This window comes from Arthrobacter sp. D2-10 (assembly GCF_054161285.1).
Genome location: NZ_CP096431.1, coordinates 462,382 through 480,017 on the forward strand (window position 1 = coordinate 462,382; position 17,636 = coordinate 480,017).

Below are 17,636 nucleotides of genomic sequence, written 5' to 3' on the forward strand. Positions count from 1 at the left end.
TTAGTGCTCTTCTTCGGCGGCCGCTTCGCCGGCTTCCTCGGAAGGAGAGGGTTCCGGAGTAAATCCTCCGGGAACGTATTCGCGGTACTCCTCGAGGGTTCCGTCCAGAACCGGTACACCGAACGTAGCGGTCTCGGAGTTCACACTGAATTCGAGGTCAACCAGCGACCCGGGAACTTCACTGACGCCTTCAAGGGTGCCGTCGTCGTCGACCTCGTCCTCGAAGACGTACTTGTCGTTGGCTTCGATCGTGATCTGCGAGCTTTCGTTCTCGCCGTCGATCGTGACCTGGACCGGGGAGTCGGAGTCGTTGATCATGGTTCCGAGCAGTGTGCCCGGCTCGCCCTCACCGGAGGTGATGATCAGGATATTGCGCAGCTTGACCGGACCAACTGACTCGACGATTCCGTCGGAAGCCGCGTACTGGATAGTCGTGGCCTGTTCATTCACTGCTGAACAGCCGGTTGCTCCAAGGACAGCCAGCACAGCGGCACCGGCAGTGGTTGCCAGCTGTACTCGTTTCTTCGGGGCACTCTTCACGGCACAAACTCCTGTGGGTAGCTGGTCACGCGGACCGACGGATAACGCTAGGGAACAGCCTATCGGCAATGAGGGCGATTCTTGGACTTCGTTGAGCCTCCCTGACCGAACACAGTCCGTCGACATGCACCTAATCCGCCCCGCGTCAAGAGCGGAATGATAGCCAATTGATCGTCTATCCGCCCGCTGACCTGCGAAAACGCGTAATCGGCGTGTCGGTTTCGTGATAAACTGATCTGCGGGAAAGGGGATTATCCACATGGTTTTTGAGGTTGGCGAAACAGTTGTTTACCCTCACCACGGCGCTGCGAAGATCGAAGAGATCAAGATGCGCGTTATCAAGGGCGAAGAGAAGATGTATCTCAAGCTCAAAGTGGCTCAGGGTGATCTGACCATTGAAGTTCCAGCGGAAAACGTTGACCTCGTCGGGGTACGCGATGTTGTAGGCAAGGAAGGCCTTGAGCACGTTTTCGACGTACTCCGGGCGGAATTCACCGAAGAGCCCACCAACTGGTCGCGCCGCTACAAGGCAAACCTGGAGAAGCTCGCATCCGGTGATGTCATCAAGGTTGCCGAAGTGGTTCGGGACCTCTGGCGTCGCGATCACGATCGCGGATTGTCTGCAGGGGAGAAGCGGATGCTGGCCAAGGCCCGCCAGATCCTCATCTCGGAGCTTGCTCTGGCAGAGAAGACTGACGAAGAGAAGGCAGCCACAGTACTCGACGAAGTACTGGCTTCCTAGGAAGAAAAGGGACCGCGTTATCGCGGTCCTTTTCCTTTTCCGGTGCCTCTGCAGCGGACGTTTGCAGTTGATGCTTGCAGTGCGCAAGCGCAGTTGTTCCTTCGCGTAGGGTGAAGCTGTGTCTGAAGATCCCTCACGCGTTGGCGTGATCGTTGTCGCCGCAGGAGCGGGGGAGCGCCTCGGTCGAGGCATACCCAAAGCGCTGGTTCAATGTGCCGGTCGCACGCTCCTTGAGCATGCGCTCCATGGCGTCCTGACCTCTGCAGTTGCTGCACACGTCACGGTGGTCGTGCCACGCGGGGACAGCCAGTTGCGCTCAATCGTTGCCGCTCAGACCCACCCCCAGGTCACCATGACAGCGGTCGACGGCGGCTCCAACCGGCCCGAATCGGTGCGAGCGGGATTGAACGCCCTGCCTCCCGATATCGACATCGTCCTCGTCCATGATGCGGCGCGGGCGCTCACGCCGCCCCACGTCTTCCGTGCGGTGGCGGCATGCGTGCGGGAAGGATCGGCCGCCGTCGTTCCCGGAATTCCGGTATCCGACACCATCAAGGTGGTGGAGGGAGATACGGTGACGTCTACTCCGGAGCGCGCCTTGCTCCGGGCAGTCCAGACGCCGCAGGGCTTCAACGCAGCAACACTCCGTACGGCACATGCAGATCCTTCGGCTGCCGCTTCAGCGACCGATGACGCGATGCTGGTTGAGATGCTGGGAATTCCGGTAACCCTGGCGCAGGGCGACCCTCTGGCGTTCAAGGTGACCACACCCCTTGACCTGACGCTCGCCGAAGCCATCCTCCAAGCACCCCAGTACGCCAAGGAGCAACAGTGACTACGAGTCTTCCCCGCACGGGTATCGGTGTGGACGTTCACGCATTCAGCCCGGAGGACCAACCGCAGCCCCTGTGGCTGGCCGGACTGGAATGGCCGGGCGAGCGCGGCCTCGCCGGGCACTCCGACGGTGATGCCGTTGCGCATGCGGCGGCAGACGCCCTCTTCTCGGCCTCCGGAACGGGCGACCTGGGAAGCAACTTCGGCACGGACCGGCCTGAGTACGCAGGCGCTTCCGGAATCACCCTCCTTGCGGAGGCCGCGCACATCGTGCGGACAGCGGGTTTCGAGGTCGGCAACGTTGCCGTCCAGCTGGTGGGAAACCGTCCCAGGTTCTCGCCGCGGCGGGCTGAGGCAGAGGCCGTCTTGTCAGAAGCTGTCGGTGCGCCGGTCACGGTATCAGCCACCACCACTGACGGACTGGGTTTCACAGGGCGGGGTGAGGGAATCGCGGCGATCGCGACCGCCGTCGTCGTGCGGGTGAACGGAGCAGACGCTGCCGGTGCGTGACCGCTGATTCGGTAGTCTGGATCGGTGAGCCTGAGATTCTATGACACCGCAACAGCAGAAGTCCGTGAGTTCACGCCCCTGACCCCAGGGGCTGCGCGGGTCTACTACTGCGGGGCAACCGTCCAGGGAATGCCGCACGTCGGTCACGTTCGGTCAGCCATTGCGTTCGATCAACTCACGCGCTGGCTCAGGGTGCGCGGCTATGCCGTCACCGTGGTCCGCAACGTCACCGACATCGACGACAAGATTCTCGCCAAGTCGAAGGCTTCCTTCGAGGAAGCGCCGGCGGATCCGGACGGGGTGCCCAACGAGGAGTGGTGGGCTCTGGCCTATCGCTACGAACAGGAATTCCTCAAGGCCTACGACACCCTCGGCGTCCAGCGGCCCACCTACGAGCCGCGGGCCACCGGGCACATCCCGGAGATGCACCAGCTCATCCAGCGGCTCATTGACCGCGGCCATGCCTACCCGGCGGCGGATGATTCCGGGGATGTCTACTTCGACGTGCGGTCCTGGCCCGCCTACGGCAGCCTGACCCGCCAGAGTGTGGATGACATGCAGGCGGCACCGGATGTGGAAGCGCAGTTCAGCAACCGCAAGCGGGACCCCCGCGACTTCGCCCTCTGGAAAGGCTGGAAAGAGGGGGAGCCGACGACGGCGGCCTGGCCCAGCCCGTGGGGAACCGGTCGCCCGGGATGGCACCTCGAATGCTCCGCGATGGTCACCAAGTATCTCGGCGCCGAGTTCGATATCCATGGCGGCGGGCTCGACCTGCGCTTTCCGCACCATGAGAACGAGATGGCCCAGTCTCAGGCTGCAGGTCACCCGTTTGCCCGATTCTGGATGCACAACGGGATGGTGACCTACCAGGGCGAGAAAATGTCCAAGTCCGTTGGCAACACGATCAGCCCAGCCGAGATGCTGCAGCTCGCCACCCCACGGGTTGTCCGGTACTACCTTGGGCAGGCCCACTATCGTTCCGTGCTGGACTACCGGCCAACGTCGCTGCAGGAAGCCGCCGCCGCCGTCGAACGCATTGATGGGTTCCTCGCGAAGTCCGGCCACGCAGGTCGCCAAGCAAGCTGGCAGGACCTCCCCGCCGCCTTCGCTGAGGCGATGGATGACGACCTGAACGTTCCCCGCGCGCTGGCCGTTCTCCACGACACCGTACGAGCCGGCAATTCTGCGCTTGCCGACAAGGACGACCGCGCCGTTGCCGACGCCGCCGCCGCAGTCACGGCCATGACCGCCGCGCTCGGACTCGACGACGTCGATGCCGCCCAGGGCACTGAGGACAGTCCGGAACACGCCGCTCTCGACGCGCTTATCAGGTCGCAATTGGCTGAGCGGGCAGCAGCCCGGGCCGGCAAGGACTGGGCCCGTGCGGACGCCATCCGGGACGCATTGTCCGGCGCCGGCGTCGTGGTCGAAGACTCTGCCGACGGCGCGCGCTGGAGTCTCGCGCGGGACTGACTGTCCGAGGGTTTCAGTCAGGGAAAGGGAAGGGCGCCCGCCCGCGTAAACTGGGAACACGCAAGTCCTCTACCTGAAGGTGTTTCCCCATGGCCAACCACGGACGTCCTGGTGCTATCCGCAAGACCAAGAAGGGCCCCACCACAGGCACCGGCGGACACGGACGGAAAGCCCTTGAGGGCAAGGGGCCAACGCCGAAGGCTGAGGACCGCCCGTATCACAAGGCGTACAAGAGCAAGCAGCTCGCAGAACGTTCCGCTGCCAAGCGGCTGGCGGGCAAGGCTGCCGCCGGGCGTGCAAGGTCCAAACCCGGTGAGGAATACGTCACCGGTCGCAACGCGGTAGTCGAGGCACTCCGCGCCGGCATCCCGGCCAAAGCGCTGCATGTGGCGATCAGGATTGACGTGGATGATCGGGTCCGTGAATCCCTGAAGCTCGCGACTGAGCGCGGGATCCCCCTGATGGAAACGGGCAAGCCGGAGCTGGACCGCCTGGCCGACGGCTCCGTTCACCAGGGACTGATGCTGCAGATTCCGCCCTACGAGTACGCGGACGGGCTGGACCTTGCCAGGGAAGCGATCGCCAAGTGGAAGAAGGGGCACATTGCCCACGCTCCGCTCTTCGTCGCACTGGACGGGATCACCGACCCTCGAAATCTTGGCGCCATCATCCGGTCGGTGTCGGCCTTCAGCGGCCACGGCGTCATCGTGCCCGAGCGCCGCTCGGTCGGCGTCACAGCCTCCGCGTGGAAGACCAGCGCCGGTGCGGCTGTGCGTGTTCCCGTGGCCCGCGTCGGCAACCTGAACTCCACGCTCAAATCCTTCAAGGATCTGGGAATCTTCGTTCTGGGTCTCGACGGCGACGGCGACATCTCGCTGCCGGCGCTCACCCTCGGTTCCGAACCGGTCTGTCTGGTCGTCGGATCGGAGGGTAAGGGCCTCTCCCGGCTCGTGCGGGAGAACTGCGACCAGATTGTCTCCATCCCGATCGACTCGGCCATGGAGTCGCTGAACGCGTCGATGGCCGTTGGTATCAGCCTCTACGAGATCTCGCGCCAGCGAGCCGCAGAAGCGCGTTAGGAAACGAATCTCCTTCATGAGCCTGACCACCGAGATCGCCCAACGTTCCCAAGCGTTCCCACTGGGAGTTCGTCGGTGTTCCGGCAGCCAGCCGGAGCTCTTCAATGTCGCTGTCTACGCACCTGATCTGGACGCGGTGACGCTGCACTTCCAGGACGCCAACGGTGAGTGGAACTCCGCCGCTCTGCCTGAGCTGACTGACGGAGTCCACCATGGGCTGGTGAAGGGTCTGGGCGGGTCCTTGCGGTATGCGTTCTGGCCTACCGGGGTGGCACTGCCTGCGGGGCCGGGCACCTCCCAGTTGCTTCTTGACCCCTACGGCCGCGCCATTGATACGCTGCAGGCGGGCGAGCGGGCCATCTACTTCTCGGTTGTGGTGGACCACGAGTTCAATTGGGGTTCATCCCGCCGCCCGGACACCCGCTGGCGCGACACCGTGATTTACGAGGCTCACGTCAAGGGACTGACCCAACTGCATCCCGACGTGCCTGAGGAACTGCGGGGCACATATGCCGGGCTCGCCCACCCCGCCATGATCAAGCATCTCCTTGATCTTGGAATCACCGCGGTCGAGCTCCTGCCGATCCATTTCCATATTGACGAGCCGCATCTCGCTCCGCTCGGATTGAATAACTATTGGGGCTACAACACGCTCGGCTTCTTCGCGCCCCACCCCGAGTACGCTACGAAGGCTGCCCGCCGGGCCGGCCCGAAAGCCGTCCAGGACGAGCTGAAAGGCATGGTGCGGCTCCTCCATGAGGCAGGGATCGAAGTGATTCTCGACGTGGTCTACAACCACACCGCCGAAGGCCCGCAGGGCGGACCTGCGCTGTGCTGGCGTGGTCTGAGCGAGCTGAAGTACTACCGCCACCACGACGACGGCCGGTATCTCGACACCACCGGTTGCGGAAACACGGTCAACTTCACCGAACCCCGTGTCATCCAGTTCGCGTTGGACTCGCTGCGGTATTGGGTGGACGAGTTCGGCATTGACGGGTTCCGCTTCGACCTTGCCGTGGCGCTTTGCAGGGATGAAGCCCATCACTTCACGCCGAGGCACCCGCTTTTGATCGCCATCGCTGCCGACACGGTCCTGAGCGGAGTGAAGCTGATCGCCGAGCCCTGGGACGTTGGCTACAACGGCTGGCAGACCGGCAATTTCCCGCAGGGTTGGGCCGACTGGAACGACCGCTTCAGGGACACTGCGCGCGACTTCTGGCTGGGCGACCAGGCCGCCCTGGCTGATGGTCGCCGCGCGGGAACTGTCGCCCGGCTTGCAAGCTGCCTGGCAGGCTCGGCCGATGTGTTCGCCCGTTCCGGGCGTACAGCCGTGTCGTCAATCAACTTCGTCACAGCCCATGACGGTTTCACGCTAGCCGACCTCACGGCCTATAACCGGAAGCACAACGAGGCCAACGGCGAAGCCAACCGTGATGGTCACAATGACAACCGCAGTTACAACCACGGTGTTGAAGGCCCCACGGAGGAGGAGAGGATCCTTGGGGCTCGGGCGCTCTCCGCCCGCAACCTGATGGCCACTCAACTCCTCGCGCTTGGTGTCCCCATGATCACGGCCGGTGACGAATTCGGCCGCACGCAGCTCGGCAACAACAACGCCTACTGCCAGGACAACGAGATTGCGTGGGTGCACTGGAACCAAGACGACGCCGCGCACACCATGCTCACCGCCACCCGAGAGCTGCTGCGCATCCGGCGGGAGTTCCTCAGCGAGCAGCCCGCCGGATATCCGGCACGGGAGGACACCTCCTACCTCCTGTGGTTCAACCCGCACGGGGAGCCAATGGCGCAGGAGGAGTGGTCAAACCCGGAGTGCCGCACAGTCCAGTTGCTGCTGGGATCACCCGACGGCACCCTTGACGGCCTGATCGTTGTCAACGGTCACCTTGAGGACCGCCCGGTGATGCTTCCGACGGTGGCGGCCCTCAAGAAGCTTGGCGCCGGCGAGTGCGGCAACCAGTCGTTCGAGCTCCGGTTCAGCACCGACTCCGCCAACGGAAAACGCCGCGGTGCCCGTCTCCTCGCGGGAGAAACAGACACCGCGGCGTCGAACTCGATCACCGTTTACCGCGCCCAGGAACGCGCCTAGGCGTTCACCACGAGGCCCAGCTCGGCCTTGGACGCGAGGCTCTCGTGCTGCGGGAGTACCCGGACGGTGTATCCGAAGGACCCTGAGTGATCGATGACGATCTCGCCGCTGAACAGGAACCGGCCGCGGCCGAGGTCCTCTGATACCCGAAGTTCGGCCACGGCGACTTCGCTCAGGTCGTCGTTCTCGGATGCGCGCCCGTGAACCACTTCCACGCTCACGTCATCCGGTCCAAGGCTTCCCAGCGAAACGTAGGCGTTGACCGTCAGCGAGTCTCCGATCTGCGGCTCCTCCGTGACGCCGAGGGAGTCGACGTGCTCAACCTGCACCGCAGACCAGCCGTCCTTGATCTTCGACCGCCATGAAGCCATGTGCCGGGCCGAACTGTAGCCGTCCTGCACGGCGAGCCGTCCGGAGCGGCACGCGGGCTGGTATAGCTGCCCCACGTAGTCCTGCAGCATTCGTTCGGCAGACACAGCCGGTCCCAGTTTGGCCATGGTGTGCTTGATCATCGCGACCCACTGATGGGGGACGCCGTCGTTCGATGAAGCGGACGGACCGGCCGCCCCGGCGGACGGGTGTGCGGTGCTGTAGAAGCGGGGTGCCACCTGTTCCTCGATGAGGTCGTAGAGTGCCGCCGCCTCAATGTCGTCCCGCTCATCAGCGGACGCACCGTTGTTGGCCGTCGGGATGGCCCAGCCGTTGTCGCCGTCGTACATCTCATCCCACCAGCCGTCCAGCACGGAGAGATTGAGCCCACCGTTGATGGCCGACTTCATACCCGACGTGCCACAGGCCTCAAGCGGTCTGAGCGGATTGTTCAGCCACACATCGCACCCCGGGAAGAGCGTGCGGGCCATCGCGATGTCGTAATTCGGCAGGAAGACAATGCGGTGGCGGACTTCGGGATCGTCCGTGAACCGAACCAGATCCTGAATCATGCGCTTGCCCTGCTCATCGGCCGGGTGTGACTTGCCGGCGATCACCAACTGAATGGGATTCGTCGGGTGCAACAGGAGTGCCTTGAGCCGGTCAGGATCGCGAAGCATCAAGGTCAGGCGCTTGTAGGTGGGCACGCGGCGGGCGAATCCGATGGTGAGCACGCCCGGGTCGAGGACATTATCCGTCCATGCGAGCTCGGCGTCGGCCGCACCGCGCTTCTTCCATGAGGCCCGTAGCCGGGAGCGGACGTCGTCGATCAGGTTGGAACGCATGATGCGACGCAAACGCCAGATATCCGCATCCTCGACGTCATACACCCGCGCCCACTGCGGGTCGAGGACGGACTCCGCGCCGAAACTTTCCCGAGCGAAGTCGGCGATCAGCGGGTCAACCCAGGTGGGAACATGCACGCCGTTCGTGACCGACGTGATGGGGACCTCGCGCGAGTCGAATCCCGGCCAGAGCCCGGCGAACATCTCCCGGGAGACCTCGCCATGCAGCTTTGCGACGCCGTTGGCGCGCTGGGCCAACCGCAGCCCCATGACTGCCATGTTGAACTTCGACGCGTCTCCGCCCTCGTAGTTCTCCGCGCCGAGTTCGAGGACGCGCTCGATGGGAACGGACGGCGCCAGGCCGGCATCAAAGAAATGCTGAATTTGTGCGCGTTCGAAGCGGTCAATTCCGGCAGGAACCGGCGTGTGAGTGGTGAACACCGTGGAGGCGCGGCCCGCGGTAAGGGCTTCCTCCCAGGACATCGGCTGCTCGTTGGAGGAGTCCATCAGCTCGCGGATGCGCTCGATGCCCAGGAACCCGGCGTGGCCTTCGTTGGTGTGGAACACCTCCGGCGCCGGAGATCCCATGAGCCGTTGGAAAATGCGTAGTGCCTTCACTCCGCCCATGCCCAACAGGAGTTCCTGTTGGAGACGCTGATCCCCGCCGCCGCCGTACAGGCGGTCGGTGACGTTGCGGGCGGCCTCGTCATTGCCTGGAACGTTCGAGTCCAGGAGCAGCAGGGGGACACGCCCGACGTCGGCACGCCAGATATGCGCACGCAGCTCGCGACCATTGGGTAGGGGGAGGACGACCGATGCGGCGGTTCCATCCTCTTCACGAAGGAGGGTAAGGGGGAGGCCGTCCGGATCGAGGACGGGATACGTCTCCTGCTGCCACGCGTCACGGGAAAGGGATTGCTTGAAGTAGCCGGCCTGATATAGCAGACCGACGCCGACGAGGGGGACACCGAGGTCAGATGCTGCCTTGAGATGATCACCGGCCAGGATCCCCAGTCCGCCCGAATACTGGGGAAGCACAGCGCTGATTCCGTATTCAGGTGAGAAGTATGCGATGGACTTTGGTGCGTCTTCACCGAGGGACTGATACCAGCGGGGCTCGGTGAGGTAGCGGTCAAGGTCTTCACCCAGATCCTGAATCCGGGCCACCAGTTCCTGGTTCGCTGCAATCTGCTGCAACTGTTCGCGGGTGACGGACCCGAGGAACTGAACAGGATCATGGCCGCTGGCTTCCCATGCCTCAGGATTGATGTCGTGGAAGAGGCGCGCAGTCGGCAGATGCCAGGACCAGCGCAGGTTGCCGGCCAACTTGCCCAGGGGAGCAATGCTCGACGGAAGAACGGTACGGACAGTAAACCTACGGATTGCCTTCACGATGGGTACGTTAGCGCACATTCCGGAGCCGGAGTACGTCCTGCGCCCTCATGTGCGTAAACGCTTGCAATGTGACACGCAACACTCCTGCTGTTTAGGAAGTCGCCTTAGCAATCTCGCCCAATAATGGATAACGTCTAGCTGTGACCACTTCAAGCGAGGCGACACGAACAAGGGCAGGCGCATCCATGGGCGAAGATTTGCGGTTTGGACGAATACCCATCACCAAGGTGTCCCCGGTGGTTGAGGGAGGGCTGTTTCCCTCGAAGGCCATTCCGGGTTCCGACGTCGTCGTAGGAGCGACCGTATTCCGTGAGGGACACGACCAGCTCGGTGTGTCAGCGGTGCTGCTCGACACCGCAGGGGCAGAAGTGCAGTGCACTCGACTCACTCCCCTTGGGATGGGCACAGACCGTTACGAGGGTCTTCTGCGGCCAACCGGCGTCGGACTCCACTCCTTCCGGATCGAGGGCTGGAGCGATCTCTATGAGACCTGGCACCATAACGCCACCGTCAAAATCGATGCCGGCGTCGACGTCGAGCTGATGCTGGAAGAGGGCGCTGTGCTCTTCTCCGAAGAGTCCTCATCACGGCCGGACGCGGAGCGGAGCCTGTTCCTCGCGACCGCAGAGCGGTTGCGCAACCGGGAACTACCGATCGACGAACGCCTTGCCGCCGGGCACTCCGCCGACATCCGCGCAGCGATTGAGCGCGAGCCCCTGCGGGCGCTCGTAACACCCTCGCGGGCATACCCCATCCTGGTCGAGCGGGAGGCCGCGGGCCGGGGCTCCTGGTACGAGTTCTTCCCGCGTTCAGAGGGCGCCAGGTACGATCCGTCAAACGCGCAGTGGACCTCAGGCAACTTCATCACCGCGGCGGAGAGGCTGCCCGCCGTCGCGCGTATGGGGTTCGACGTCGTCTACCTTCCGCCGATTCATCCGATCGGCACGACCCACCGCAAGGGACCTAACAACACCCTGAACGCCGGGCCTGGCGACCCCGGGTCGCCCTGGGCGATCGGCGCACCGGAGGGCGGCCACGACGCGATCCACCCGGATTTGGGCTCCTTCGACGATTTTGATGCCTTCGTGCGCCGAGCCAACGAGTTGAACCTGGAAGTAGCGCTGGACCTTGCGCTACAGGCTTCCCCTGATCACCCCTGGGTCACCGAGCATCCGGAATGGTTCACGACCCGGGTGGACGGTTCCATCGCTTACGCCGAAAACCCGCCGAAGAAGTATCAGGACATCTATCCGATCAACTTCGACAACGACCCCGAGGGCATCTACAACGAAGTACTCCGGATCGTCCTGCTGTGGGTAAGCCACGGAGTACGCATCTTCCGTGTGGATAACCCACACACCAAGCCCGTGCAGTTCTGGGAATGGCTGATCGCGAAGGTGAACAGCAAGCACCCGGACGTCGTATTCCTGGCCGAGGCATTCACCCGGCCGTCCATGATGCATGCTCTGGGTCGCGCGGGGTTCCAGCAGTCCTACACCTACTTCACGTGGCGCAACACCAAGACCGAGTTGGAGGAGTACTTCACCGAGGTGAGCCGGGAGACAGCCGCGTTCTTCCGACCCAACTTCTTCGTGAACACTCCGGACATCCTGACCGAGTACCTGCAGTACGGCGGGCCGGCTGCGTTCAAGATCAGGGCGGTGCTCGCCTCCATGGCCAGTCCGCTGTGGGGCGTCTATTCGGGCTATGAGCTGTATGAACACGTCGCCCGTCCAGGTGCCGAAGAGTACATCGACAATGAGAAGTTCGAGTACCGACCGCGTGACTACGAAGCCGCTGAGGCGCAGGGCCGAAGCCTCGCGCCCTTCCTGACAAGGCTGAACGAGATTCGCCGCTCTCATCCGGCTCTGGGTGATCTTGAGAACCTCACGGTTCACAGCAGCACCGACGACGCCACAGTCGTCTTCTCCAAGCACAAGGAAGGCCTCGGAGACGACGGTCAGGGGAAAGACACGTTGATCGTCGTCGTCAATGTCGACCCCCATAGTGCCCGCGAGTGCACCGCTTCGCTCGACCTGAGTGCTCTGGGGCTGGGGGAAGGCGATTGGAATGAGGACGGCACCTTCTGGGTGGATGACCTCATCACCGGTCAGAGTTGGCAGTGGGGAGCCCACAACTATGTCAGGCTGGATGCCCACGTGGAGCCAGCACATATCCTTTCCGTCAGGAGGACGCGTTAGTGGCGAACCCGTTTCAGCTACATGCCCCGGGCCTTGCCCATGATCCGCACTGGTACCGCAAGGCCGTGTTCTATGAAGTCCTGGTGCGCGGCTTCGCCGACGCCAACGGGGACGGGTCAGGCGACTTCACGGGCCTGATCGACAAGCTCGACTACCTGCAGTGGTTGGGTGTCGACTGCCTTTGGCTGCCGCCGTTCTTCAAGTCTCCGCTTCGTGACGGCGGGTATGACATCGCGGACTACTACGATGTGCTCGACGAGTTCGGAAGCCTGAGCGACTTCAAGCGCCTTGTCGCTGAGGCCCACGCACGCGGCGTGCGCGTCATCATCGACCTTCCGCTGAACCATACGTCGGACAAGCATCAGTGGTTCGAGGAGTCGCGGACTGATCCGGACGGGCCGTACGGCGACTTCTACGTCTGGAGTGATACGGACGAGAAGTACCAGGACGCCCGCATCATTTTCGTGGACACTGAGGAATCCAACTGGACCTTCGATCCGGTGCGCCGGCAGTTCTTCTGGCATCGGTTCTTCAGTCACCAACCGGACCTGAACTTCGAGAACCCGAAGGTCATCGAGGCGCTCTTCGATGTCGTGCGATTCTGGCTGGATCAGGGAATCGATGGGTTCCGCGCAGACGCGATCCCGTACCTCTTCGAAGAAGACGGCACGAATTGCGAAAATCTGCCTGCAACGCACAAGTTCCTGAAAGACCTGCGGGCCATGGTTGACGAGAACTACCCTGGGCGCGTGATCATCGCCGAGGCCAACCAGATGCCCGACGAGGTGGTTGAGTACTTCGGCGATGAAGAGGGCGCCGAGTGCCACATGTGTTTCCACTTCCCGATCATGCCGCGGCTCTTCTATGCCCTTCGGGATCAGAAGGCTGCACCGATCATTGAGACGATGGCGGAAACTCCGGACATTCCGGCTGGCGCTCAGTGGGGCACTTTCCTCAGGAACCATGACGAACTCACCCTCGAGATGGTCACCAACGAGGAGCGCGAAGCCATGCTGGGGTGGTATGCCCCCGATTCCCGGATGCGTGCCAACATCGGCATCCGGCGACGGCTTTCGCCGTTGCTGGACAACTCCAGGGCCGAGGTCGAGCTCATTCACGCCTTGCTCCTGTCCCTGCCGGGAAGTCCCTTCCTGTACTACGGGGATGAGATTGGAATGGGCGACAACATCTGGCTTGAGGACCGAGATGCCTCACGTACACCGATGCAGTGGAACCCGGACAGGAATGCCGGGTTTTCCACGGCTGATCCGGGAAAGCTTTACCTTCCGGTCGTGCAGTCGCTTGTGTACCACTACAATCACGTGAACGTTGAGGCGCAGCTTGCGAGCTCGAGCTCGCTGTTGCACTGGATGCGTCAGATGCTTGCCGTACGCCGGTCGCATCCTGCTTTCGGCCTCGGTTCCTACCGGAACGTGCCCACCGAAGCCGAGCCGGTTCTCGCCTTCATCCGAGAGGTCGCGCCGGGTAACGCAGAGGGCGAGCAGCCTGAGGTCATCCTGTGCGTCTTCAACCTGTCCCAGCATCCGGTTGCCGCCCGCCTCCACCTGCCTGAGTATTCAGGCAGGGGTTTGCGTGACCTCTTCGGCGGCACTCCCTTCCCGGCATTCGCTGAGGATGGCGACCTCACGCTGACGCTGGGCAGCCATGACTTCTACTGGTTGCGCCTGCGCTCGGCAAGCTCCAATGTCGCGTCTCCAAATACCGAAGCCATCCCCGTAATCCCTATTTCGGAGGCAGTAAAGTAATGGGCACATCGACGTCACCTCTTCCCGACCTCCTCACAGCCTGGATGCCTGGTCAGCGTTGGTTCCCGTCGAAGGGCAGGGATATTTCCCTGAGCCGCGCAGGCGGAATCCGGTTGGAGGATCCTGCAGGCAAGGTGGGCCTTGAGGTCCACATCGTCGCGGTGGAGTCGGGACGAAGGCTCGACGTCGTCAACGTGCCGCTTACCTTCCGGGCGGAGCCTCTCGATGGAGCTGAAGCCGCGCTTATCGGTGAAACAGAGCATGCGGAACTTGGGCGCCGGTATGTCTATGACGGCACCCACGACCCGGTGTTCATCTCAGCGTGGCTGAACCTGATCCGCTCTGAAGCCGGGACAGGCGACGGTCGGACCACCGCCACAGCACTCGGCGGCTTCGAGTCCACTGACGGAGTATCGCCGTCGGACGACATCTCTGTCTTGGGCGGCGAGCAGTCGAATACTTCGGTTGTCATCTCCTCGGGCAAGACGCCGATGATCCTGAAGTTCTTCCGGGTTCTCGCAGCAGGTGAGAGCCCGGACGTACTGGTGAGCGCGAAACTCACCGACGCCGGCTCCACGGATGTTCCACAGACATTCGGGTGGGTCATGGGTAGCTGGCAGGACGGACGGTCCGACGGGGAGTGGGTCACCGGCCACCTCAGTGTCCTTCGGGAATTCCTGCCTGGCAGCAAGGATGCCTGGCGGCAAGCCATCACTGCGCTGGAAGGAGGGCAACCGTTCACCACGGAAGCCGGTGAACTGGGCCGTGTCATCGCCCGGATTCACACCCAGCTGGCCGGGGCCTTCGGAAGCCGCCCGGCAACACAGGTGGAAGCAGGTGAGTTCCGTGAGTCGCTTGCCAGTCGCATCGAATGGGCCTGGCGCGAGGCGGGGTCAGCAGTGGGACCGTTCGATGATCAAGTCCGGGCGATCGTTGACGAGGTCAAGAAACTCCAGGATCTGCCGGATCTGCAGCGCATACATGCGGACCTCCACCTTGGACAGATCCTCGCGACGCACGACGGAACCTGGCTGGTCCTGGACTTCGAAGGCGAACCGCTGCGCCCTGCAGCTGAACGCAGCGTGCCGGATGTCCCGGTCCGCGACGTCGTCGGGCTGGTTCGCTCGCTTGAATATGCAGCCGGAGTCGGCGTCCATGAGGGCGCGGTGAAGTCGTCCTCCGCTGAGCTGTGGGCCACGGAATCCGTGGCCGCGTTCCTCGACGGCTATTCCGAAGAGGCCGGAACAACAGTGAACCGAGCGAGCACCCTGTACCGCGCGCTGTGGCTCGACAAGGCGCTCTATGAGGTGGTGTACGAATTGAGAAACAGGCCGGATTGGTTGGACGTTCCCGTCTCCGCAGTCCGAAGGATGCTCCAGGGCGGTACCTCCGCCGAGGAACAGGCAGACGGCCGCAACATCCCTGAAAAGGAGAGTGAGACGGCAGTGGACCAGAATAAGACAACAGCAGAGGCTCCCCTCGGAGGGCCGATCCCGGTGAATCCGGAAGTCCTTCAGCAGGTTTCCGATGGTCGGTATTACCAGCCCCATGCAGTCCTGGGAGCGCACCTCGATCAGCACGGGCATGTAACTGTCCGTACCCTTCGCAAGCTTGCGGAGAAAGTCACCGTGGTGACCGGCTCCGGGCGGGTGGAGCTCAGTCACGAACACAACGGTGTGTGGGTCGGCATCCTGGAGCCGGAGCGCCCCGGGCATGTCCCGGACTATCGTCTGGAGGTCGTGTACGACGGCGTTCCCCAGTTGGTGGATGATGCCTACCGCTTCCTGCCCACCCTTGGCGAGATCGACATTCACCTCATCGCGGAGGGCAGGCATGAAACCCTGTGGACCGCGCTCGGCGCACACGTTCGCCGCTATTCATCTGCCCTCGGGGACATCTCGGGAGTGAGCTTCGCGGTGTGGGCACCGAATGCACAGTCTGTGCGCGTCAAGGCGGACTTCAACGGCTGGAACGGGTCAGTCCATGCGATGCGTTCTCTTGGTAGTTCCGGGATTTGGGAACTCTTTGTCCCGGGAGCTGAAGCCGGTGCCTGCTACAAGTTCGAGATCCTCGGTCAGGACGGTCAGTGGCGGGAAAAGGCTGATCCGATGGCAAGGGGTACCGAGGTGCCTCCGCTTACCGGGTCCCGGGTGGTGGAGTCCCGTTACACCTTCCAGGATGACGCGTGGATCGAGGAACGCAGCTCGAAGGATCCCCACAACGGTCCGATGAGCGTTTACGAGGTCCATCTCGGGTCCTGGCGCCTTGGACTCGACTACAAGCAGCTTGCAGAAGAGCTGGTCGAGTACGTGCAGTGGCAGGGGTTCACGCATGTTGAGTTCATGCCGGTCGCCGAACACCCCTTCGGCGGTTCATGGGGATACCAGGTCACGTCGTATTTCGCGCCGACAGCGAGGTTCGGTCACCCGGACGACTTCAAGTACCTCGTGGACAAGCTTCACCAGGCGGGTATCGGCGTCATCATGGACTGGGTGCCGGCGCACTTCCCCAAGGACGAATGGGCACTCGCTCGCTTCGATGGAAACACCCTCTACGAGCACGGCAATCCCCAGCTGGGTGAGCACCCCGACTGGGGTACGTTGATCTTCGACTTCGGTCGGCGGGAAGTGCGCAACTTCCTCGTTGCCAACGCTTTGTACTGGCTGGAGGAGTTCCACATCGACGGACTGCGTGTCGACGCAGTCGCCTCGATGCTGTATCTCGACTACTCGCGCCAGGAGGGCCAGTGGCAGCCCAACCGGTTCGGCGGCCGCGAGAACCTCGAGGCGATCTCGTTCCTGCAGGAAGTGAATGCCACCGCCTACAAGCGTGTGCCAGGCATTGTGATGATCGCCGAGGAATCAACAGCCTTCGACGGCGTCACCCGGCCCACGTCGCAGGGTGGACTTGGTTTTGGCATCAAGTGGAACATGGGCTGGATGCATGATTCGCTCCAGTACATCGCCGAGGATCCAATCAACCGCATGCACCACCATGGGAAGGCAACTTTTTCCATGGTGTACGCCTACACCGAGAACTTCCTGCTTCCGATCAGTCATGACGAGGTTGTGCATGGCAAGGGTTCGTTACTCAGGAAGATGCCCGGTGACAGGTGGCAGCAGTTGGCCAACGTGCGCGCATACCTCGCCTTCCAATGGGCGCATCCAGGCAAGCAGCTGATCTTCATGGGCACTGAGTTCGCTCAGGAGTCGGAATGGTCGGAGCAGCACGGCCTTGATTGGTGGCTCTCGGACACCATCCCCCACAAGGGAGTGCAGCAGCTTGTACGATCTCTGAACGAGATCTACCGCAATACGCCTGCCCTTTACGTGCGCGATAACGATCCGGCTGGCTTCCAGTGGATTGACGAGAACGACGGCGCTCACAACACGCTGTCTTTCGTGCGTTGGGACACCCAGGGTAACCCGTTGGTCTGCATCGCCAATTTCTCCGGTGCTCCACACGAGAATTACCGCGTCGGTATGCCGTGGGCGGGTGAGTGGGCCGAGGTCCTCAACACAGATGCCGAAGCCTATGGCGGCTCGGGCGTCATCAACTCGGGCGCGGTTCAGGCGGTGGAGGGAGCCCAAAACGGACTTCCGGCCTACGCGAATCTGCGGGTGCCGCCGCTCGGCGTCGTGTACCTCACGCCTGCGCAAAGCTAGGTCTCGCGGACGCTCAGGACCGATTTTTCAGGCACCCGATGGACGGATTTACATCCCGACCATCGGGTGCTAGTGTTTATATCCGCGCCGACGAAGACCTCGGGTTCGGC

Annotated in this window: 11 protein-coding genes; 9 read left to right on the forward strand and 2 right to left on the reverse strand. The window is 62.8% G+C overall.

The window, feature by feature from the left end; all coding sequences use genetic code 11:
- Complete coding sequence (locus M1D74_RS02310) at nt 1-540, reverse strand: hypothetical protein (RefSeq protein ID WP_309071195.1); 540 nt, start codon at nt 538-540, stop codon at nt 1-3.
- A gap of 259 nt (nt 541-799) precedes the next feature.
- Between M1D74_RS02310 and M1D74_RS02315 the strand changes: the two genes are divergently transcribed.
- From M1D74_RS02315 to glgX, 6 genes are all read left to right on the forward strand, one after another.
- The gene (locus M1D74_RS02315) at nt 800-1,282 is read left to right on the forward strand and encodes a CarD family transcriptional regulator (protein WP_056546372.1); all 483 of its coding nucleotides are present in this window, start codon (nt 800-802) and stop codon (nt 1,280-1,282) included.
- 118 nt (nt 1,283-1,400) lie between these two features.
- Nucleotides 1,401-2,117, forward strand: a complete 717-nt coding sequence (gene ispD / locus M1D74_RS02320; RefSeq protein WP_309123810.1) for a 2-C-methyl-D-erythritol 4-phosphate cytidylyltransferase — start codon at nt 1,401-1,403, stop codon at nt 2,115-2,117.
- Complete coding sequence (gene ispF, locus M1D74_RS02325; protein ID WP_309071197.1) at nt 2,114-2,626, forward strand: 2-C-methyl-D-erythritol 2,4-cyclodiphosphate synthase; 513 nt, start codon at nt 2,114-2,116, stop codon at nt 2,624-2,626. Before ispD ends, ispF begins: the two co-directional genes overlap by 4 nt.
- A gap of 24 nt (nt 2,627-2,650) precedes the next feature.
- Entirely contained in the window at nt 2,651-4,099 is a 1,449-nt protein-coding gene (gene cysS / locus M1D74_RS02330; protein WP_458116349.1) for a cysteine--tRNA ligase, read from the forward strand.
- A gap of 89 nt (nt 4,100-4,188) precedes the next feature.
- Nucleotides 4,189-5,178: a 23S rRNA (guanosine(2251)-2'-O)-methyltransferase RlmB gene (rlmB, locus tag M1D74_RS02335; RefSeq protein ID WP_309071199.1), complete on the forward strand. Its 990-nt coding sequence runs from the start codon at nt 4,189-4,191 to the stop codon at nt 5,176-5,178.
- Between the two features lie 16 nt (nt 5,179-5,194).
- Nucleotides 5,195-7,285, forward strand: coding sequence for a glycogen debranching protein GlgX (glgX, locus tag M1D74_RS02340; protein ID WP_458116350.1), 2,091 nt, complete (start codon nt 5,195-5,197; stop codon nt 7,283-7,285).
- Here the strand turns inward: glgX and glgP are convergent.
- Nucleotides 7,282-9,891, reverse strand: a complete 2,610-nt coding sequence (gene glgP / locus M1D74_RS02345; RefSeq protein ID WP_309071201.1) for an alpha-glucan family phosphorylase — start codon at nt 9,889-9,891, stop codon at nt 7,282-7,284. The genes glgX and glgP overlap by 4 nt on opposite strands.
- Nucleotides 9,892-10,079: 188 nt before the next feature.
- Between glgP and M1D74_RS02350 the strand changes: the two genes are divergently transcribed.
- The 3 genes from M1D74_RS02350 to glgB are packed head-to-tail and all read left to right on the forward strand — an operon-like array spanning nt 10,080 to nt 17,526.
- Nucleotides 10,080-12,095, forward strand: coding sequence for an alpha-1,4-glucan--maltose-1-phosphate maltosyltransferase (locus M1D74_RS02350; protein WP_458116351.1), 2,016 nt, complete (start codon nt 10,080-10,082; stop codon nt 12,093-12,095).
- Nucleotides 12,095-13,861, forward strand: a complete 1,767-nt coding sequence (treS, locus tag M1D74_RS02355; protein ID WP_309071202.1) for a maltose alpha-D-glucosyltransferase — start codon at nt 12,095-12,097, stop codon at nt 13,859-13,861. Before M1D74_RS02350 ends, treS begins: the two co-directional genes overlap by 1 nt.
- Nucleotides 13,861-17,526: a 1,4-alpha-glucan branching protein GlgB gene (gene glgB, locus M1D74_RS02360; RefSeq protein ID WP_458116352.1), complete on the forward strand. Its 3,666-nt coding sequence runs from the start codon at nt 13,861-13,863 to the stop codon at nt 17,524-17,526. Before treS ends, glgB begins: the two co-directional genes overlap by 1 nt.
- Nucleotides 17,527-17,636: the final 110 nt, after the last annotated feature.

What these genes read in the sequence shown, in the direction of transcription:
- M1D74_RS02315 (WP_056546372.1), top strand. Translation starts at nt 800, where the DNA reads ATGGTTTTTGAGGTTGGCGAAACAGTTGTTTACCCTCACCACGGCGCT.
- M1D74_RS02350 (WP_458116351.1), top strand. Translation starts at nt 10,080, where the DNA reads ATGGGCGAAGATTTGCGGTTTGGACGAATACCCATCACCAAGGTGTCC.
- rlmB (WP_309071199.1), top strand. Translation starts at nt 4,189, where the DNA reads ATGGCCAACCACGGACGTCCTGGTGCTATCCGCAAGACCAAGAAGGGC.
- glgB (WP_458116352.1), top strand. Translation starts at nt 13,861, where the DNA reads ATGGGCACATCGACGTCACCTCTTCCCGACCTCCTCACAGCCTGGATG.
- glgX (WP_458116350.1), top strand. Translation starts at nt 5,195, where the DNA reads ATGAGCCTGACCACCGAGATCGCCCAACGTTCCCAAGCGTTCCCACTG.